The 19,618-nt window shown below is 72.7% G+C and carries 13 protein-coding genes; 7 read left to right on the top strand and 6 right to left on the bottom strand.

Annotation, left to right across the window (positions count from 1 at the left end; all coding sequences use genetic code 11):
• Positions 1 to 2: 2 nt before the first annotated feature.
• Positions 3 to 1,106, bottom strand: coding sequence for an ATP-dependent DNA ligase (locus P696_RS46705; protein WP_051467916.1), 1,104 nt, complete (start codon positions 1,104 to 1,106; stop codon positions 3 to 5).
• 280 nt (positions 1,107 to 1,386) lie between these two features.
• On the opposite strand from P696_RS46705, the gene P696_RS0119195 reads away from it, so the two are divergent.
• Positions 1,387 to 1,803 carry a hypothetical protein gene (locus P696_RS0119195; RefSeq protein WP_026413586.1) on the top strand — a complete coding sequence of 139 codons (417 nt, stop codon included), beginning with the start codon at positions 1,387 to 1,389 and terminating at the stop codon, positions 1,801 to 1,803.
• 31 nt (positions 1,804 to 1,834) lie between these two features.
• Here the strand turns inward: P696_RS0119195 and P696_RS0119190 are convergent, their stop codons facing one another.
• From P696_RS0119190 to P696_RS0119170, 5 genes are all read right to left on the bottom strand, one after another.
• Entirely contained in the window at positions 1,835 to 3,505 is a 1,671-nt protein-coding gene (locus P696_RS0119190) for a WD40 repeat domain-containing protein (RefSeq protein ID WP_026413585.1), read from the bottom strand.
• A 34-nt stretch (positions 3,506 to 3,539) separates the two neighbouring features.
• The gene (gene glgX / locus P696_RS0119185; RefSeq protein WP_026413584.1) at positions 3,540 to 5,651 is read right to left on the bottom strand and encodes a glycogen debranching protein GlgX; all 2,112 of its coding nucleotides are present in this window, start codon (positions 5,649 to 5,651) and stop codon (positions 3,540 to 3,542) included.
• 73 nt (positions 5,652 to 5,724) lie between these two features.
• On the bottom strand, positions 5,725 to 6,381 hold the full coding sequence (locus P696_RS0119180; RefSeq protein WP_026413583.1) for a hypothetical protein: 657 nt from the start codon (positions 6,379 to 6,381) through the stop codon (positions 5,725 to 5,727).
• Positions 6,382 to 6,577: 196 nt separating this feature from the next.
• Positions 6,578 to 7,081, bottom strand: a complete 504-nt coding sequence (locus P696_RS0119175) for a GNAT family N-acetyltransferase (RefSeq protein ID WP_026413582.1) — start codon at positions 7,079 to 7,081, stop codon at positions 6,578 to 6,580.
• Positions 7,082 to 7,120: 39 nt separating this feature from the next.
• Positions 7,121 to 7,678 carry a DUF4262 domain-containing protein gene (locus P696_RS0119170; protein WP_026413581.1) on the bottom strand — a complete coding sequence of 186 codons (558 nt, stop codon included), beginning with the start codon at positions 7,676 to 7,678 and terminating at the stop codon, positions 7,121 to 7,123.
• Positions 7,679 to 7,863: 185 nt separating this feature from the next.
• Between P696_RS0119170 and P696_RS46700 the strand changes: the two genes are divergently transcribed.
• The 6 genes from P696_RS46700 to P696_RS0119140 all read left to right on the top strand — a co-directional run bounded on the left by P696_RS46700 (position 7,864) and on the right by P696_RS0119140 (position 19,580).
• A complete protein-coding gene (locus P696_RS46700; protein ID WP_051467880.1) occupies positions 7,864 to 10,806 on the top strand; it encodes an ATP-binding protein in 2,943 nt (980 codons plus the stop codon).
• Between the two features lie 313 nt (positions 10,807 to 11,119).
• Entirely contained in the window at positions 11,120 to 13,636 is a 2,517-nt protein-coding gene (locus tag P696_RS0119160) for a hypothetical protein (RefSeq protein ID WP_157429806.1), read from the top strand.
• A gap of 13 nt (positions 13,637 to 13,649) precedes the next feature.
• Positions 13,650 to 14,927 (top strand): S8/S53 family peptidase, encoded by a 1,278-nt coding sequence (locus P696_RS0119155; RefSeq protein ID WP_034485738.1) that lies wholly within the window; start codon positions 13,650 to 13,652, stop codon positions 14,925 to 14,927.
• An 11-nt stretch (positions 14,928 to 14,938) separates the two neighbouring features.
• The gene (locus P696_RS56970; RefSeq protein ID WP_170026514.1) at positions 14,939 to 16,219 is read left to right on the top strand and encodes a hypothetical protein; all 1,281 of its coding nucleotides are present in this window, start codon (positions 14,939 to 14,941) and stop codon (positions 16,217 to 16,219) included.
• Between the two features lie 2 nt (positions 16,220 to 16,221).
• Positions 16,222 to 18,855 (top strand): S8 family serine peptidase, encoded by a 2,634-nt coding sequence (locus P696_RS46695; protein ID WP_051467879.1) that lies wholly within the window; start codon positions 16,222 to 16,224, stop codon positions 18,853 to 18,855.
• Between the two features lie 140 nt (positions 18,856 to 18,995).
• Entirely contained in the window at positions 18,996 to 19,580 is a 585-nt protein-coding gene (locus P696_RS0119140; RefSeq protein ID WP_026413577.1) for a TetR/AcrR family transcriptional regulator, read from the top strand.
• Positions 19,581 to 19,618 lie beyond the last annotated feature (38 nt).

Here is a 19,618-nt window from a genome sequence, read left to right as displayed (position 1 = left end):
GGTCAGTTCTTGCGGAGGGTGGAGTTGTTCTCCGCCGTGTGGGGCGTGTGGAAGATGGCGTCGAGGTCGTAGTCGACGGGGACCTCGAGCTGCTCGTAGGTGCAGGACTCGGGGGTGCGGTCGGGACGCCAGCGGCGGAACTGGCCCATGTGGCGGAACCGGTCGCCCTCCATGGCCTGGTAGGCGACCTCCACGACCAGCTCGGGACGCAGCGGGACCCAGGAGAGGTCCTTCTTGCCCGTCCAGCGGGAGACCGCGCCGGGCATGCGGTCGGCGGTGGCCTCGTCCTGCTCGGCCCAGCCCGACCAGGGGTGCTCGGACAGGTCGTCGAGGTTGTAGGGCTTCAGCTCGTCGACGAGCTCGGCGCGGCGCTTCATGGGGAACGAGCCGACGACGCCGACGTGCTGGAGGCGGCCCTCGCTGTTGTAGAGGCCGAGTAGCAGCGACCCGACGATCGGGCCGGACTTGTGCCAGCGGAAACCGGCGACGACGCAGTCGGCGGTGCGCTCGTGTTTCACCTTGAACAGGGCGCGCTTGTCCGGCTGGTAGGGGGTGGCGAGGGGCTTGGCGATCACGCCGTCCAGGCCGGCGCCCTCGAACTCGGTGAACCACCGGCCCGCGACCTCGCGCGACTCGGTCGCGGGCGTCACGTGGATGGGCGGCTTCACGTCCGCGAGCGCCTCGACCAGACGGCGGCGGCGTTCGCCGAGGGGGACGTCCATCAGCGACTCGTCGCCGAGCGCCATCAGGTCGAACGCCACGAAGGACGCGGGCGTCTCCTCCGACAGGAGCTTGATGCGCGACGCGGCCGGGTGGATGCGCTGCTGCAGCCGGTCGAAGTCGAGCCGGGTGCCGAGGCGCAGGACGATCTCGCCGTCCACCACGCAGCGCTCCGGCAGCTCCCGCTTCACCGCCTCGACCAGCTCGGGGAAATACCGGGTCAGCGGCTTCTCGCCACGGCTGGACAGCTCCACCTCGTCGCCGTCGCGGAAGATGACGCAGCGGAAGCCGTCCCACTTCGGCTCGTACAGCAGGTCGCCCTCGGGCATGGTCTTCACGGCCTTGGCGAGCATCGGCTTCAGCGGCGGGCTGATCGGCAGATCCATGCGCACCATCATGGCCCCCGGCACCGACAGAACGTCCCCCCGGGGCTTCTTCTAGGGCGCTCGGAACGCGCCGACCGCCGCTCGAACCCGCAGGTCAGAGTGATCTTTTGGCGCATACGCGGACGTTCCGGCCGAGGGCGTGCCGGGATGCCGGAGAGCGCGGACGGCCCGGTCCGCCCGCTGATCACGGAACGTGCAGCAATCTTCACGAAACAGTCATGAGGGGCAGGGAAACGCGCGACACTCGACGTGGGGGAGCGACCCACGGAGGGGAGCCGGGGTGGAGTTCGCCGCGCTCGGGGCATGGATTCTGGCGGCGCTCGCGGGGGTGTACCTGCTGGTGCGCTGGCTCGCGGCGGGCGGCCTGCGCGGTCAGCCCACCAAGGTGACGCGCTTTCCAGTGGCCGTCTTGGTCGGGCACCCGCTGTCGGCGCTCACCGGCCTGGGCGCCTGGATCCTCTTCTGCGTCACCGGACGGGCGTGGTTCGCCTGGCTGGCCTTCGCCATCCTCCTCGCCGTCGCGTTCCAGGGGTTGCTGCTGTTCACCCGCTGGCTCGTCGGCGTCGACGGCGGCGGACGCCACGCCCGCGACGCCGACCAGCCCTTCCCGGCCGCCGCCGTCGCCGTGCACGGCCTCGTCGCCGTCGTCACCTTCGTCCTCGTCCTCCTCACCGCCCTCGCCGCGACGCGCGCCTAGTCCGCGCTCTCGCGGGCACCGCCACCCGCGCCTAGTCCACTGCCGCCGACAGTTCGGCCTCGGCGGCGTCGGCGTCCTCGACGAGGTTCAGGTCGCTCCAGCGGACGGGCCAGGCGAAGCGGCGGTCCACGACCCACGCGAGGACGTTGTCGAGATCGGCCCGGCGTTCCTCCGGGGCGATCACCAGGTCCGCGCCCGGCCCCTCGGGCGGGCTCGCCAGGGCGCACCACGTGGTCTCGTCGAGCGGGAAGGTGTCGGCGGTGTGGTCGCCGTGGAGTTCGTCCTCCGCCCCCACCGGTCCCAGGCCCTCCTCGTCCTCCATGCCGACCACGAAGTCGCCCACGACGTCGCCGGTGAGCGCGCGGACGAACCGCAGGGAGAACTCGCCGATCGCGGCCAGGACGCCCTCGGCCCCCCACAGCACCGCCGCCGTCCCCTCCGGGACGTCGATGGACCGCACGAGCGCCGGGTCGTCCGCCAGAGACCACACCTCGATCCGGTCGTCGGAGGTGAGGCAGGCCCCGTGCGCGCCCGACGGCGACCACGCCCACGGCCGTTCCGGGCCGTCCCAGTAGCTGACGCCGATGCGTTCGGTGGTGCCGATGTCCAGGTGGTACTCGTGCTGGCCGTCCTCGTCGTACAGGTCGACGCCGCGTCCGTCCCGCGTCACGACCGCCAGCCGCGCGGCCGTCCCGCGCATGCCCCAGTGCAGCGTGCCCGTGAGCTGTTCGACCGGTGCGCACATCGCGCGGCCCGTCCCGGCGTCGAACACGGTGAGCCGACCGACCTCAGCGTCGGGGGTGTCGGACGCGATCGCCCCGAACCGCCGGTCGTCCGGGCTCCACTCGACGAAATCGCCCCCGGTGCGCGCCAGCCAGCGCATCCGCCCACCGGGCACGTCGACGGAACACGCCCATGCGCCGTTGAACCCCAGCAGCCGTGTGCCGTCCCGCGACCAGCGCACCCGCCGGAAGGACCACGTGTCCTTGCCGAGCCGCCGCCTGAACTCGTCCGGGATCTCCTCGGGGAACGTCTTCACGAGAGGACTCGAGTCGGTCTCGAAACCCCCGACATACCAGAGCGGCCCCTGGGTCAGGGGCGCGATACAGCCCATGACCTTCTGGGGCGAGTACGTCGAGATGTAGGCGCGGCGGCCGTCCGGCGCGAGCGCGAAGTCGGGGGCGCAGTCCAGGCCGTCGGTCACGTCCGCGTTGCCGATCGGATCGGTCGGTTCGCCGAAAGGGTCCCAAAGCCCGACGCTGTTGGTGTTGTTCACGACCGCGAGCAGCGTCCCGTCCGCCGACCACTGGATCGTGTCGCGGTGGCCGCTCCAGCCGACGCCCATCTCGTCCATGTCGATTTTGTTGACCCCGCGGCCGGTGGCCATTTCCCAGATCTGCAGCGGGCCGTCGTCACCTCCCCACCTTCCGGTCGCGAGGTGACGGCCGCACGGGCTGAGCGCGTAATCGTTGAATTCGCTGTCCCACCCGATATGCGGGTGCGTCAGTTTCGCGCCGTGCTCCCGAAGGCGCGCGGTCGCGAACCGGTGCGCCTCGGTGACGCCGTGCTCGCGCTCAAGCGCCAGCAGCCACCCGCGCAGTCGCTCAAGCTCCCGTTCCGGAACGAAAGCGCTCCAATCCGCGCCCTGGAGCAGCGCGAGCGCATTCTGAGGATCGGTGTTGTCGGTCAGGTCCACGTCCATGGCCGTGGACGGTAACGGGCGCCTACGACCGAAATCAGAGGCGGCGCAGGACGGTCAGGGAGTGGTCGGCGATCTCCAGTTCGTCGCGGGCCTTGACGCGGGGGCGTTCGCCGACGGTGCCGGGGGCGGCGGTGTCGAGGGCGACCTCCCAGCGCTCGCCGTACTCGGGCCCGGGGACGGTGAAGTCGACGGCCGACGAACCGGCGTTGACGAGCAGCAGGAACGAGTCGTCCCGGACACGGCGTCCGCGCGCGTCCGGCTCGGTGATGGCCTCGCCGTTCAGGTAGACGCCGAGCGACTTGGCGAAGCCGGCGTGCCAGTCCTCGTCGGTCATCGGCTCGCCGGACGGCGTGAGCCACGCGATGTCGGCGTCGTGGCCGTCCGAGCCCGGCCCTGCGCCCCGGAAGAACCGCCGCCGCCGGAACACCGGGTGCTCCAGCCGGAGCCGCGCGGCGATCCGGACGAACTCCAGCTCGTCCGCGGCGTCCTCGGCGGCGTCCCAGTCGATCCAGGTCAGCTCGTTGTCCTGGCAGTAGGCGTTGTTGTTGCCGCGCTGCGTCCGGCCGAGCTCGTCGCCGTGCGACAGCATCGGGACGCCCTGGGACAGGAACAGCGTCGCGAGCAGGTTCCGCCGCTGCCGCGCCCGCAGGTCGGCCACCGCCGGGTCGTCGCTCGGACCCTCGACGCCGCAGTTCCAGGACCGGTTGTCGTCGGTCCCGTCCCGATTGTCCTCGCCGTTCGCCTCGTTGTGCTTGCCCTCGTAGGCGACGAGGTCGGCGAGCGTGAACCCGTCGTGGCAGGTCACGAAGTTGACCGACGCGAACGGCCGCCGCGCGCTGTGCTCGTACAGGTCCGACGACCCGGTCAGCCGCGACGCGAACTCCGGCAGCGTCGCGAACGACCCGCGCCAGAAGTCCCGCACGGTGTCGCGGTACTTGCCGTTCCACTCGCTCCACAGCGGCGGAAAGTTCCCGACCTGGTAGCCGCCCTCCCCGACGTCCCATGGCTCGGCGATCAGCTTGACCTGCGACACCACCGGATCCTGCTGGACGAGGTCGAAGAACGCCGCCAGCCGGTCCACGTCGTGCAGCTCCCGCGCCAGCGCGCTCGCGAGATCGAACCGGAACCCGTCCACGTGCATTTCGAGAATCCAGTAGCGCAGCGAGTCCATGATGAGCTGCAACGCGTGCGGACTCCGCACGTTCAGCGAATTACCGCAGCCCGTGTAATCGAGGTGATAGCGCCGGTCGTCGTCCCGCAGCCTGTAGTAGGACGAGTTGTCGATCCCCCGGAACGACAGCGTCGGCCCCAGGTGGTCGCCCTCGGCCGTGTGGTTGTAGACGACGTCGAGAATGACCTCGATCCCCGCCTGGTGCAGCGTCCGCACCATCGCCTTGAACTCGAGGACCTGCTCACCGCACTGCCCGGACGCCGAGTACGCGTTGTGCGGCGCGAGGAACCCGATCGTGTTGTACCCCCAGTAATTGGTCAGCCCCCGCGCCACCGTCGCGTGCTCCGGCACGAACTGGTGCACCGGCATCAGCTCGACCGCCGTCACCCCGAGCCCGACCAGGTGGTCGACCATCACCGGATGCGCCAGCCCCGCGTACGTCCCGCGCTGCTCCTCCGGAATCCCCGGATGCCGCATCGTCAGCCCGCGTACGTGCGCCTCGTACACGACCGTCCGGTGGTACGGCGTCCGCGGCGGCCGGTCGTCCGCCCAGTCGAAGAACGGATTGATCACCACGTTCTTCGGGATGAACGGCGCCGAGTCGGCCGTGTTCAGCTCGTCCGGATGCCCGAACCGGTACGAGAACAGCGCCTCATGCCAGCGCACCCCGCCCTCGACGGCCTTCCCGTACGGATCGAGCAGCAGCTTCGCCGGATTGCACCGGTCCCCGGCCTCCGGCGCGTACGGCCCGTCCACGCGATACCCGTACCGCTGCCCCGGCCCCACGCCCGGCAGGTACCCGTGCCACACGAACCCGTCCACCTCGGGCAGGACGATCCGCTCCTCGGCCCCGTCCGCCCCGAACAGGCAGACCTCCACCCGCCGCGCCACCTCGGAGAACAGCGCGAACCCGGTGCCCGACCCGTCCCAGGTCGCCCCCAGCGGATAAGCGTCCCCCGGCCAGACCTCCCGCATCGCCGCCCACTCCCCAACCCCGACCCGCCCTCTCCCGACCCCCCACACCTACCCACCCACCAACCCCGACACGTCACCCTTCCGGAGGAGGCGGAGCCGGCCGGTGCGTGAGCACCTCCGGAACCCGGTCCAGCGAGCGGGCCATGTCCACCAGGCCCTGGTCGATGTGGGCGAGCAGCCGGTACACGGTGGCGTGCCGGTGTTCGAGCGGCCTGTCGTGGACGGGCTCGTAGTGCATGACCCGGTTCCTGAACAGGAGCATGGTGAAGAGCGGGTGGTGGAGGTCCCTGCGCGAGCCGCGGTAGGACGGGAACGCCGCGTGGAGTGCGGGCACCCAGAAGTGCCGGTCGGCCGTCGTGCTCAGCAGCGAGACCCAGAAGCCGAAGGTCAGCTCGGCGACGACGTCGTCGGGGCGGACCGGACGCCGCCCGCCGCGAGCGCGCCGGGCCTTGCGCTGCGCGTCCTCGACCTTGCGACGGGATTCGGGGAGCAGCGGGGCCACACGCCACCAGTCGTCGCGGGCGTGGTGCTCGCGGAGCCGGTTGTGCAGTGAGTTGCGCAGCCCGATCTCCAGGCAGTGGAGCGGGCCGTAGAAGGCGGCGGAGATCTCGACGTTCCACGAGTAGAGGCGGACGGCGGCGTCGACGTCCCCGTTCGTCGCGGTGAGGTACGGCGTGAGCCGGGGTGTGGAGAAGATCCGGTGCAGCCAGGCGGGGGGTGAGTCGTTCATTTCGCGCTCCGGAGGGGGAGGGGGTGCTAGAGTGGCCGATGTAAGCCCCGGGTCCGCCTCTGCATCGCATGCCGCCCGGGGCACAGTTTTTTCTCGGTGAGACCGTGTGACGGTCTCACCGTTTTCCTTTTCCGCTGGGAAAACCCTACAGTCGCCGGAGATGTGCTGGCGTAAGGACAAATCCCCGCCTAATTGGTCATAGCGGGAATTGCCAGATGGTTTCGTCGCCGGAGGTTCTTTGGGTGGGGTGCATGCCTAGTTTTCTGGCGACGGATTCGGACGGGGTGTTGTCCGGGTGGACGGCGGCGGCGATCGTCTGGACGTTGTGGGCGCGGAGCCAGGTGACGAGGGCCTCGGCGGCCTCGGTGGCGAAGCCGAAGCCCTGGTACGGCATGCCGATGATCCAGGCGATCCAGGTCTCGGTGGGGGTGACGGTGGCCTGGACGGTGCCGACGGCGCGGCCGTCGCGGGCGCGGCGGACGATCCAGTTGAGCCAGCCCTCCTGGTGGAAAGGGGAGGGGCCCTCGGCCAGGCGCGCGTAGCGGGCGCGGAGGTCGGGGAGGGAGAGGGGCTCGCCGCCGATGTGGGTGTGCAGGCGCGGGTCGTCCAGGACCTCGGCCATCTCGTCCGCGTGGTGGACGGTCAGGGGTTCCAGGACGAGACGCTGGGTGCGGAGGGGCTCCGCCAGGGGACCGAACACGCGGACGAGCTTAGGGGGTCACCGGGAGTGGCGGGCGCGTCACGCCGGGCGGAGGCGGTGGGCCCAGACGCCGTCGGGGTGCTCGCGCGGGGAGAGCCAGAGCCAGGGCTGGGTGCGGCGGAAGTCGAGGGTGGTGCCCGGCTGCCAGGGGAACAGGTCGCCGCCGTCCGGCCAGACGACCTGGAGGAAGGGGAGGGGCGGGCGGCGGTAGAAGGAGACGGCGCCCGGGAAGGCGCTGCGGTACCAGGTGGGCTCGACGGTGCGGAACGACGCCGGATGGCCGCGGGCCGCCTCGGGGGCGACCACGCCGTCCTCGGACGGAGTGCCCTCGGCGGCGCGGCGGCCGAGGGTGTTGAGGGTCTCCTCCATCTCGTAGACGTCGCCGCCGAACATGGCGAGCTCCGGGGCGCGGAAGCTGTGCCAGAGGCCGATGCTGTAGACCCAGCCCGGGGTCTGCTCCTCGGGCTGGACGAGGACGACGCTGAAGCCGTACTGGGCGATGTGCACGATCGTGCGGAGGTTGAAGGTGTCCAGGCGGTCACGGTCACCGTAGTCGTGGTCCAGTACGCAGTGGCACTCGGGACGGCCGTCGGACATGTCGCAAGCTTACGATCATTTCCGGGCGGTGGTCGTGCGTGTGCGGCCGGTTCCCGGGCGGCGGCCCGGACGGGGATTCCGGGCATGGCTTTATCGATCTTGCCGTGGTTCACTGGCGGGGACGGGGCCGTTGTTGGAATCCGAGCCCATGGGGCACACGGGGTCACAGGACGGACACACGGCCTATGCGCGCGGACGGTCGGACGGTCGTCGGACGGGTCGTCTCTCCCCTGCTGGTGGGACGGGACGAGGAGATGGGCCGGCTGGTCGCCGCGGTCACGCGGGCCCCGGCGGTCGTCGTCGTGACCGGCGAGGCGGGCATCGGCAAGACCCGGCTCGTCGCCGAGATGACCGCCCGCCCCGAACTCGGCGGACGCCGCGTCCTGGCCGGAACGTGCCGCCGCATCCGTGAGCCCTTCCCGCTCGGTCCCATCGTCGAGGCCCTCCGGGACATCGCCCCCGCCCTCCGCGTCCCGCACGGGCAGGGCCCTCTGCCGCGCGCTGGTGGGAGCGTTCCAAGGGAGGGCGGGCTGTCGCGGGTGGCGGGGGCGCTGCGGCCGTTGCTGCCGGAGTTGGAGGACGTCCTGCCGCCCGCGCCGCAGCCGCTCGGCGACCGGCTGGCGGAGCGGCACCGGATCTTCCGGGGCCTGGCGGAGGTGGTCGCCGCGCTCGGCCCGACCGTGCTGGTCGTGGAGGACGCGCACTGGGCGGACGAGCAGACCCTGGAGTTCCTCGACTACCTGCTCGCGGGCCCGCCGCCCGCGCTGTCGGTCGTGGTGACCTACCGGGGCGAGGACGCGGGCCCCGACCTGCGCCTGGTCACGGCGCGTCCGGCCGCCGAGGTGACCCGCGAGCGGATCGAGCTCGCCCCGCTGGACGTCGCGCGCACCCGCGAGCTCGCGCAGGCGATCCTCGACGCCGACCGCATCACCGACGAACTCGCCGCCTACCTGTGCGAGCGCGGCTCGGGCGTGCCGCTGGCCGTCCAGGAGCTGCTCGCGCTGCTGCGGCAGCGCGGCACGCTCGCGTGGCGGCACGGGCGCTGGGCCCGCAGGACCGTCGCCGAGCTGGACGTCCCGGTGCGCGTGCGCGACTCGGTGCTCGAACGCGTCGCGCGGCTCTCGGACGGCGCCCGCGCGGTCGCCGAGGCCGCCGCCGTCCTGATGACCGCCGTCCCGCAGGCCGTGCTGTTGGACGCCGCCCGCGACGGCACCGCGGGCGGGCTGGACGAGGCCGTCGAGTCCGGGCTGATCGGCGAGCGCGGCGGCGACTTCGGGTTCCGGCACGTCCTCGCCGCGCAGGCGGTGTACGAGGAGATCTCCGCAGCGCGCCGCCGCGACCTGCACGGACGCGCCGCCGACGCGGTCCGGCACCTGGACCGGGTGCCGCTCGGCGTGCTGGCGCACCACCTGCGCGCGTCCGGCCGGGTGGCCGAGTGGGTGGAGGTGGCCGTCCGCGCCGCCGCGCAGGCGATGGAGCTGCGCGACGAGGCGGAGGCGTTCCGGCTGCTGGAGGGCGTCCTGCGGGACGCCGACCTCGAGCCGCTCCGGCGGGCGGAGCTGACCGTCCTGCTGGGGAAGGCGGCGTTCGAGATGCTGCACGTCCCGGACCTGCGCGGGGTGTTCGCCCGCGCTCTCGACGCCGACCTGCCCGGCCCGCTGCGCGCCGAGCTGCGGTTCCGGCTCGGCCTGTACCTGGACTCGGTCGGCCTCGACCCGGACGAGAAGTGGGTGAGCGTCCGCGAGTCGGTGGAGGACCTGGACCAGCGCTCGGGCCTCGCCGCGTGGGGGATGCTCGCGCTCGGCATGCCCACCGAGCCGACCGGCCTGTCGGTCGCCGAGCGCGCCGGGTGGATGGACCGCGCCGTCGCGACCGTCCCGAACATCGAGGAGCCCGCGCAGCGGCAGTTCGTGCTCGGCAAGGCGTCGATGGCCCGGCTCATCACCGGCGACCCGCGCTGGACGGACCTGCGCGACCGGCTCCGCGCCGGGCCCGCCGAGATCGACTCGCGGCGCGCGAACGCGTTCTACTCCCTCGGGCTCGGCGCCGGGTTCGCCGGACACCACGAGCTCGCGCGCGACTCGCTGCGCACCGCGCTCGGGATCGGGGCCGAGATGGACCGGGCGGGCGGCATCGCCTACCGCAGCCGCGCCGGGCTGCTGCTGGTGTCGTACCTGCGCGGCGAGTGGGACGGCCTCGCCGACGCCGTCCCCGAGGTGCTGGACGGGTTGCGCGACCGCACCGAGAGCATGTTCGCCGAGGCCGTCGCCGCGTTCCTGGACCTCGCGGCGGAGAACCCGCCGGGCGTCGTGGACCGGTTGCGCGCGGTCGCCGCCATGGCCGTCCCGGGCGACGGGATGCTGCTCGCGGTCATCGTGGAGGCGTGGCTGCGGCCAGCCGTCGCGGACGGCTCGGCTGCGGCGGCGCTCGCCGACACGGCCGCGCACGTCGATCTCTGGGAGGCTCGCGGGATGTGGGCGGTCGGCGTCCGGGCCGTCCCGTCGCTGGTCGAGGCGCTGATCGCGGACGGCCGGACGGACGACGCGCGCGAGCTGACAGAGCGGTACACCGACCGATTGGCCGGACTTGACGCGCCGCTGGCCCAATGTGCGCTACCGTACGCGCGCGGGTTGCTGGCCGCCGCCGACGGCGCGTGGTCAGTGGCGGGCGCCGCCTACGCGGTGGCCGCCGAGGCCTACGAGGGACTCCCCGCGCCGTACGAGTCGGCGCGGGCGCGAGAGCACGCGGCCGGGGCGCTACGTGGGGTGGACGCCCCGGCCGCGTCCGCCTTCCTGACCGGGGCGGCGGCGGCCTTCGGACGGCTCGGCGCGACCCGCGACCTCGACCGCGTCGCCCTCACCGCCCGCCGTTGGGGCATCGATCTCGCGCCGCGTCCGGCGTCCCGCCGTGGACCGCGCGGTTACGGCGGAGCGCTGTCGCCGCGCGAACGCGAGGTCGCCGAATTGGCGGCGTCCGGCCTCACCAACCGCGACATCGCGGGACGCCTGTTCGTCTCCCCGAAGACCGTCGAGAAGCACCTCGCGTCCGCGCTGCGCAAACTCGACCTCCGGTCCCGCGCGGGCCTCGCCGCCCGCCTCACCGAGGGCCCCGACGCCGCAACCGGCTGACCCGCACCCCACCCCCAGAGGTTTCGGCCTCCCACCCCCGGGTGCGCGCATCCGGGGGTGGTTCTCCGGGGACCCCCATCGGTTTCCCGGGGTCCCGCCCGCCCCGTGAATGGGTGATCTTCCCCATCCCGCCGCACACCGTCGCCCGCCGATCCTTGCCGCATGTCCAGTTTTCACCCTGCTCGTCCGGTCGAACCGCGTCCGGTCGAACCGGACGAGCCGGAAGAGCCGGGCCCGGAGGACGAGGAGTGGGTGGACGCCCGAGTCCGCCCCGAGGCGAACCCGAGGACCGGCAGGACCGACAGGAGGACCCGTGTCCAGATTCCGACTGACCGCCGCGCTCGCGCGGGCGCGGCAGGCGAACCGAGCGGGAAAGCGCAGAACGGGCCGGGGGCGGCGGGGGACGGGGGCCGCGTTCGGCGTGACCGTGGTGCTCGCGACGGCGGGGGCGGCCGTCGGGACGGCGACGGCGGGACCGGGCGGGCGCGCGGCTGAGCCGCCCGCGCCGCCGGTGGGCCCGAGGCCCGTGGCCCCGAGGTCCGCGGCGCCCGCCGCGAAGGTGGTCAAGAGCGCGGACGTGACGCTCGTGACCGGCGACCGCTTCCGCGTGGACGTCGCGGAGGACGGCTCGCAGCAGGCCAACCCCCTGGACGCCGTCGGGAAGAACGGCGGCACGTTCGCGCAGTTCGGCTACAACGGCGACACCTACGTGATCCCCGCGAAGGCCGCGCCGTTCGTCGGCACGACCCTCGACCCGCGCCTGTTCGACGTCGGCTACCTCGTGCGGGCGAAGCTGGACGACAAGCACGCCGCGTCCCTGCCGGTCACGGTGAGGGCGACGTCGGCCAGGGTGGAGGGCCTGCCCGGGACGAGCGTCACCTCGTCGTCCGGCGGGACCGTCCACGCGAAGGTCGCCAAGAAGAAGGCGGCCGGGTTCGGCGCGCTGCTCGCGAAGAACTGGCAGGCCGCGAAGGGCAAGGGCGGCGGGGCGACGCCGGGGTTCTCCGGCGTGGAACAGATGACGCTCGCCGCTCCGAGCGGCGCGCCGAAGCTCCCGCCCGCGCCGCCGCTCGTCCAGTCGGCGGCCCCGAAGGCCACGGCGCAGAGCGGCACCAAGTTCCACAACCTGACCGTCGACTCCGTCGACCAGGACGGCAAGCCCGGGGTGATGATCGGGTTCGTCCACAACGTGGACGACGCGAACCTCGGAAGCTTCGGCCTGAACTACCCGGGCGGCGGCAGGCGGGCGTTCAGCGTCCCCGAGGGCACCTACAGCATCGAGGCGAGCGTGCTCACCGGCCCGGGCGACGACCTGGGCAGCCGCGCCGCGCTCGTCATCGAGCCCGAGGTCAGCGTCACGGCCGACACCACGGTCGTCCTGGACGCCCGCAAGGCCGTCCAGTACAAGACGGACCTCGCCGCGCCCCCGAAGCCGGACATGCCGCGCGTCGACTTCATGTCGTTCATCCGCACGGACACGCACGGGAAGGAGACGGGCGTCCCGCCGAACGGCATCGGCGCCCTGATCGGCTTCTACAACATGCGGCTCGGCTCGGCCGTCTGGAACGGCTACCCGAACCTGTACGTCACCCCGACCAAGGCCGTGACCAAGGGGAAGCTGCACTTCCTCGGGACGACCTCGCTCAGCACCGGCACCGAGGACGTGATCGGAGCGGGCCCGACCTACAAGGCGGTCTTCCCGTACGAGGGGTCGATCCCGGCGAACCAGACGCACACGCTCGCCGAGTCCGACTTCGCGATCGTGAAGTCCCGGCTGTACAACAAGCCGTCGGACGACGCGTCCGCCGGTCCGATCGGGTTCTTCACCAACGCCTTCCTCCCCTGGTCCTACACGTCCGTCGGGTTCTCCGGCCAGGTGCCCGCCGGTGACCGCACCGACTACCTCTACAGCAGCGACCCCGACCAGGTCGTGTGGGAGACGGCGTTCAACCCCGACAAGGGCGAACGGCTGAACGACCTGCGCCGGACGCTCAGGCCCGGCCAGGTGGTGCAGCAGGACCTCGGCGGGTCCCCGCTCACGCCGTCGGTCTCGGCCGACTACGTCCTGACCACAGGGTTCAACCTCGGCGGCGGAGAGAACGTCCCCGTCAGCAACGACGCCGTCGGGCAGGCGTGCGCCGCGTGCCGCCAGGGCGATCTTGCGGCGCTGTTCCTCAAGGGCGGCGCGGACGCCGACCCGACGCACCACTACTACTACAACCCCCCGGGGAACGAACTGCGGTTCTACCGGGACGGCAAGCTCGCCTACTCCACCGAGGCCGAGAGCCTCAAGTACAGCCCGGACCCGACGAACCTGCCGCTGAAGCCGGGTCCCGCCGACTACCGGCTCGTCTGGGAGTCGTCCGACCCGGACGTCCCCGACGTCACCAGCAGCACGGACTGGCGCTTCCGCTCCGCGCCCGGCGGCGCGAACGCCACCCTCCCGAAGACGGCGTTCTGCGGGCTGGACCCGTCCACGTCCTGCTCGTTCCTGCCGCTGCTGTTCGTGAACTACGACCTGAAGCTGGACGTCGACTCGCGCGCCAAGGCCGGGCAGCCGTTCGACATCGGGTTCCGGGTCTCCCACCAGCAGTACCAGGCCGCCCCGGCCGGGGTCACCGCCACCGTCGAGGTCTCCTACGACAACGGGACGACCTGGTCGAAGCCCGTCGACGCCACGGCGGGGACGGGCGGCGTGTTCCACGCGTCCGTCACGCACCCGGCGTACGACCAGGACCACCGCTGGGTGTCGCTGCGGGTGACCGCGCACGACGCGGACGGCTCGTCCGTCACGCAGACCAACGTCCACGCCTACCGGCTCGACGGCTGAGCGGGGAGCAGACATGAGGATCACCAGAACCAGGCTGGCCACGCTGGCCGCGGCGGGGACGCTGGCCGTGCTGGCCGCCGTATCGCCGTCCGCGTCCGCCGCGCCGTCCGCGCCGTCCGGTGAGGCCGCCAAGGCCCCGCGGGGGCGGACGACCTGCGCCGTCGCCGACGCCAAGGCCGACTGCATGTTGCGGATCGCGGCCCCGAAGGCGGGCAGGGCGCGCACCTTCACCGCCAAGTCCGGCCTCGCCCAGGCCGGGCCCGGACGGACCGCCGCGCTCAAGGCCGCCGACGAGGGCATCCCGCCCGGCGGGCTCACCGCCGCCGACCTCCAGGACGCCTACAAGCTGCCGAGTGACCTGCTCGGCGGCGGGAGCACGATCGCGGTGGTCGTCCCGTTCGACGTCACCGCCGCCGAGAAGGACCTGAACGCCTACCGCGCGGCGAACGGCATGCACGTGTGCGACGCCGAGTTCCCGTGCTTCCGGAAGACCGACCAGCGCGGGACCGGAACCCTGCCGCCCGCCAACGCCACCTGGGGCCTGCACGCGGCCGTCGGCCTGGACATGGCCTCGGCCGCCTGCCCGAACTGCGACCTGCTGATGGTCGAGGCCGACGACGACACCCTCGCCAACCAGGCCGCCGCCGTCGACCAGGCGGTCGCGCAGGGCGCGCGGACGGTCGTCGTCATGGACGGCTGGTTCGGCGAGTACGAGGGCCAGGACGCGCTCGCGCCGCACTTCGACCACCCCGGCGTCGCGATCGTCGCCGCGTCCGGGTCGTCCGGGTTCAACGGCGGCGGACAGGAGTCGCTGCCCGCCGCGTACCCGACGGTCGTCGCCGTCGCCGGAACGAACCTGCACCGGGACGCGTCGGCCAGGCGCGGCTGGAACGAGACGCCGTGGCGCGACACCACGTCCGGCTGCTCGGTCTACGAGAAGCGCCCGGCCTGGCAGCGGAAGGGCGACTGCGGCGACCGCCGGACGGTCGCCGACACCGCGGCCGTCGCGTCCGACTACACGCCGGTCTCGGCCTACGACTCGGGCAGCGGCGGCTGGGTGAACGTGTCCGGCGCCCCCGTCGCGCCCGCGCTCGTCGGCGGCGTGTACGGCCTCGCCGGGAACCCCTCGTCCACGCCCGCGCCCCAGCGGCTCTACGCCCACCCCAAGTCCCTGTTCGACATCACCTCCGGGACGAACGGCTACTGCGCCGGCGGCTACCTCTGCACCGCGGGCGCCGGATACGACGGCCCGAGCGGTCTGGGCGCCCCCAACGGCACCGGCGCCTTCTAGGAGACGACACCATGCGAATCCCCCTGCGCATCAGGCAAGACCGGCCCACCCCCGGCGCATCCGGGCGGAGGCGTCGCACGGCGGCGCTGCTCGGCCTCGGCACGGTGATCACCGGGACGTTCACCGGCGTCCTCGCCGCGGGCCCCGCGGTCCCGGCGAACGCGGCCTGCACCCCGGCCTGGAAGATGGTGCCCGCCGCGGTCGAGGCCACCGAGGTCCAGGACGTCCAGGTGCTGTCGCCCAAGGACGTCCGGTTCACCGCGAACGTCGCCTCGGACTGGGGCGCCGGAATGTCCGAGACCGTCTGGAACGGCTCGAAGAACACCGCCGCGGGCCCGCAGATCCCGCTGCAGCCGAAGCGCTCGACGTTCTCCGGTTCCCGCAGCTCCTACGACTCGGCGTCCAGCGGCTGGGTCATCGTGTCGCCCGGCGGAGGCTGGGGCGACATCGCCACGGTCACCATGGGCCGCTGGGACGGGAGCAAGTGGACGCTCGTCCCGACCGCGCCCTCGCCCGACCCGGAGCACAGCCGCGTCCGCCTCTCGGACGTGGCGTCCGTCGCCCCGGACGACGCCTGGGCCGTCGGCGCACTCGACGGGAACGGCGGGCTCATCGAACACTGGGACGGCACCGAGTGGACGGTCGCCGACCACCCGTCGTCCTCGACCGCGGGCACGCAGCTGATCCAGATCAGCGCCGCGTCCGCGAACGACGTCTGGGCCGTCGGGCTCAAGCGGCAGTCCGAGAGCGGCGGGGCGTTCCTGCCGTACGCGGAGCACTACGACGGCACGAGGTGGACCGAGGTCGGGCTGCCGTCGGTCGCCGCGCCCGGCATGCCCGACGGGATCGCGAGCACCGTCGTGGCGAAGGGCCCGAACGACGTCTACGTCGGCGGCTGGCGCGGCACCTGGGCCGACTGGAACGGGTACCGGGGCCTGGTCATGCACTGGGACGGACAGAAGTGGTCCGTCGACACCGGGCCGGGTGACGTCGTCCAGGGCGGCTTCATGGACGGCGTCTACTCCTCCGGGCCGGACGACCTATGGGCGATCGCCGACTCCACCCTCCTGCACCGCACCGGCACCACCTGGACGAAGGTCGTCCCCGAGGGCGCCCAGCCCGGCGGAGGCGGCGCGGGCGTCGGCTACTACTACCGGGCCGTCGCGGGATCCGGCCCGGACGACGTCTGGGCGGTCGGCTCCCTCATCTACACCGAGCCCGCCCCCATCCCCGGCCTGGCCTACGCGAACACCCGCACGGTGCTCGCCCACCTGACCTGCGGAGGACGGTGACCATGCGGCTTCCGACCATGCGACTTCCGAGCATGCGGCTGTCGAGCGTGCGGCTTCCGGGCACGCGGCTGTCGAGACTGGCGGCCGGGACCACCGCGGCGGCGCTGTGCGCGGCGTCCCTGGTGACGGCGACGCCCGCGTCCGGCGCGGCGCAGGCGGCACCCGGCTCCGCGACGTTGGACGCGGACGTGCGCGCGGCGTACGCGAAGTCCGGCACGGCGAACATCTGGATCCGGATGTCCGACAAGGCCGACCTTTCCGGTGCGGCGAAGGTCAAGGACCGCGCCGAGCGGGGCCGGGCGGTCATGAACGGCCTCAAAGTCAAGGCCGACAAGACACAGGGCCCTGTCCAGAAGGCGCTGAAGGACGCCGGACTGACCGGCAGGTCCTTCTGGGCGACCAATGCGATCTACGTCGCGAACGTCCCGGAGAGCGTGGCGAAGAAGGTCGCCGCGATCCCGGGCGTGGCCGAGATCCGTCCGTCCAGGACGTACCAGCTGCAGAAGCCGGTCGAGGCGGCCGAACCGAAGGCCGTGGCCAAGCCGAAGGCGGTGGTCAAACCGAAGGCGGTGGCCGAACCGAAGGCGAGGGCCACCACGCGGGCGGCGGCGGTCGCCTGGGGCGTCACCGACATCAAGGCCGACCGGGTCTGGACCGAGACCGGACGGCGCGGCGAGGGCGTCGTCGTGGCGAGCGTCGACAGCGGCGTGCAGTACGACCACCCGGCGCTCGTCCGGCAGTACCGGGGCAACAACGGCGACGGGACGTTCACCAACGACTACAACTGGTTCGACCCGGCCGGGATCTGCAAGACCGCGACGCCCTGCGACAACAACAAGCACGGCACCCACACGATGGGGACCATGGTCGGCGACGACGGCCAGGGCAACCAGATCGGCGTCGCGCCCGGCGCCAAGTGGATCGCGGCGAAGGGCTGCGAGACCGACGGCTGCTCGGACACCAGCCTGCTCGCCTCGCTGCAGTGGATGCTCGCCCCGACCGATCACGGCGACGCCAACCCCGACCCGGCGAAGCGCCCGGACATCGTGAACAACTCGTGGGGGTCCCCGCCGTCCAACGACCCGCTCTTCGAGGACGTCGAGCTGGCCTGGGCCGCGTCCGGGATCATGGGCGTGTGGGCCAACGGCAACAACGGCCCGAACTGCGAGACGTCGGGCGCGCCCGGCAGCCGGACGATCAACTACTCGGTCGGCGCGTACGACTCGGCCGGCAGGATCGCGTCGTTCTCCAGCCGGGGCCCGGGGCAGGACGGCCTGGTCAAGCCGAACATCTCCGCGCCCGGCGTGGACGTCCGCTCGTCGGTGCCCGGCGGCGCGTACTCCGAGCTCAGCGGCACCTCGATGGCGACCCCGCACGTCGCGGGCGCGGTCGCGCTGCTGTGGTCGGCGCGTCCGGAGTACCAGCGCGACCTCGCGAAGACGCGTGAACTGCTGAACCTCACCGCCGTGGACACCCCCGACGCCCAGTGCGGCGGGACGCCCGCGAACAACCCCGTCTACGGCGAGGGCCGTCTGGACGTCCTCGCGGCCGTCAACACCGGCGCGTCCGGGCTGGGCGACCTGTCCGGGACGGTCACGGACGCCGCGTCCGGCCAGGCCCTCGCGGGCGCGACCGTCCACGCGTCCGGCCCGATGGACCGCACCTTCACCACCGGCGAGGACGGCGCCTACAGGTTCCGCCTGTCCGCCGGTGACTACAGCGTCAGCACCACCGCGTTCGGCTACCTGACCGGCACGACCACCCTGACCGTCGCCAAGGACGGAAGCGTCACCCAGGGCATCGCCCTCGCGCCCACCCCCCGCGTGAACCTGACCGGAACCGTCACCGACGCGTCCGGGAAGGGCGGCGGCCTCCCGGCGAAGGTCGTCGCGAACGACGGCAACGGCCACACCTGGTCGACGGCCGCCGACGCGTCCGGCGCGTACACCCTGCCCCTGCTGCCGAACCTCGCCTACACCGTCACCTACACGTCCACCGAACCCGGCTACGACCCCGCGACCCGCCAGGTCACCCTTGACGGAACGGGCAGGACCGAGGACGTCGGCCTGACCGTCGACCTCGCCTGCGTCGCGAAGGGCTACCAGGTCACCCGGGACGGCGTCACCGAGGGCTTCGACACGACCCGCCTCCCCAAGGGCTGGCAGGTCACCAACCTCGACCCCGGCATCCCCAACTACGCCTACCAGCCCGGATGGGAGTTCACCGACCCCGGAAAGCGCGGCAACCACACCGGCGGCTCCGGCGGCTTCGCCGTCGTCGACTCCCAGCACAGCGGCCCCGGCCACGTCCAGGACACCTACCTGACCAGCCCGTCCTACGACCTGTCCAAGCGCACCAAGGCCACGATCGAGTTCGCCCACGACCTGAAGCCCGCCATCAACTCCACGACGTCGGTGGACGTCAGCCTCGACGGCGGCCGGACCTGGACGAACGCCTGGACCGCCAAGGGCTTCCCGGGCGCTCCCGGACCGTCCGTCCGGGTCGTCCCGATCCCGCAGGCCAACGGCAAGGCGAGCGTCCGCTACCGCCTCCACTACCGGGGCCAGTCCTCCGGCTGGTGGGCCGTCGACAACGCCTTCACCGGCGACCGCACCTGCACCCCGTCCGCCAACTAGAGGAAGTGACCAAGGCGCCCGGACGACTCGTCCGGGCGCCTCGCCCTTGCCCAGTGTCACCCGAAGGGGTCGGCGGTCCCCTCGCCTATGGCCAGGGTGTGGTCGAAGGTATGCCGGGCGGCCGGTGGGAGGATGGGCGCATGACGAGCAGGCCCACGCGCCGGCGCGGCGCGGCGCTGGAGGACGCGATCCTCGGGGCGGCCGTGGACGAGCTGACCGAGTCCGGCTTCGCGGGCCTGACCATGGACAGGGTCGCCGCCCGCGCCGGGACGAACAAGAACGCGATCTACCGCCGCTGGCCCAACCGGCTCGCGCTCGGCGTCGCGGCCTACCAGCGGCTCACCACGACGGTTCCGGTTCCGGACACGGGCAGCCTGCGCGAGGACGCGCTGGAGCTGCTGCGGGGCGCGAACCGGCACTGGAGTTCGCCGCTCGGCGCGATCCTGCGCGAGCTGATGGCCGCGGCCGGGGGAGCGTCCGAGCTGGTCGGGCGGTTGCAGGACCGGTCCGCCGTCGCCGCGCCCTGGCTGACCGTCCTCGGACGGGCGGTCGCGCGGGGCGAGGTCGCGCCCGAGGCGCTGCACCCGCGTGTCGCGACGGTCGCGATCGTCCTGCTGCGGGACGAGTTCGTGGTGCGCGGCGCGCCGTCCGCGCCGGACGACGTCCTCGTCGAGATCGTGGACGAGGTGTTCCTTCCGCTCGTCGTCGGCCGCGCGCCGGGCTGACCCGGGCGGTCCATCGGCCGCGCGCCGGGCTGATCCGG

This window comes from Actinomadura oligospora ATCC 43269 (assembly GCF_000518265.1).
Taxonomy (GTDB): domain Bacteria; phylum Actinomycetota; class Actinomycetes; order Streptosporangiales; family Streptosporangiaceae; genus Spirillospora; species Spirillospora oligospora.
Note: the sequence above shows the minus strand (reverse complement) of the source record. Positions and strands in the feature narration are given on the sequence as shown.

What these genes read in the sequence shown, in the direction of transcription:
- P696_RS0119180 (WP_026413583.1), bottom strand. Translation starts at nt 6,381, where the DNA reads ATGAACGACTCACCCCCCGCCTGGCTGCACCGGATCTTCTCCACACCC.
- P696_RS0119190 (WP_026413585.1), bottom strand. Translation starts at nt 3,505, where the DNA reads ATGGACGTGGACCTGACCGACAACACCGATCCTCAGAATGCGCTCGCG.
- glgX (WP_026413584.1), bottom strand. Translation starts at nt 5,651, where the DNA reads ATGCGGGAGGTCTGGCCGGGGGACGCTTATCCGCTGGGGGCGACCTGG.
- P696_RS46705 (WP_051467916.1), bottom strand. Translation starts at nt 1,106, where the DNA reads ATGGATCTGCCGATCAGCCCGCCGCTGAAGCCGATGCTCGCCAAGGCC.
- P696_RS0119170 (WP_026413581.1), bottom strand. Translation starts at nt 7,678, where the DNA reads ATGTCCGACGGCCGTCCCGAGTGCCACTGCGTACTGGACCACGACTAC.
- P696_RS56970 (WP_170026514.1), top strand. Translation starts at nt 14,939, where the DNA reads ATGCGAATCCCCCTGCGCATCAGGCAAGACCGGCCCACCCCCGGCGCA.
- P696_RS0119140 (WP_026413577.1), top strand. Translation starts at nt 18,996, where the DNA reads ATGACGAGCAGGCCCACGCGCCGGCGCGGCGCGGCGCTGGAGGACGCG.
- P696_RS0119155 (WP_034485738.1), top strand. Translation starts at nt 13,650, where the DNA reads ATGAGGATCACCAGAACCAGGCTGGCCACGCTGGCCGCGGCGGGGACG.
- P696_RS46695 (WP_051467879.1), top strand. Translation starts at nt 16,222, where the DNA reads ATGCGGCTTCCGACCATGCGACTTCCGAGCATGCGGCTGTCGAGCGTG.
- P696_RS46700 (WP_051467880.1), top strand. Translation starts at nt 7,864, where the DNA reads ATGCGCGCGGACGGTCGGACGGTCGTCGGACGGGTCGTCTCTCCCCTG.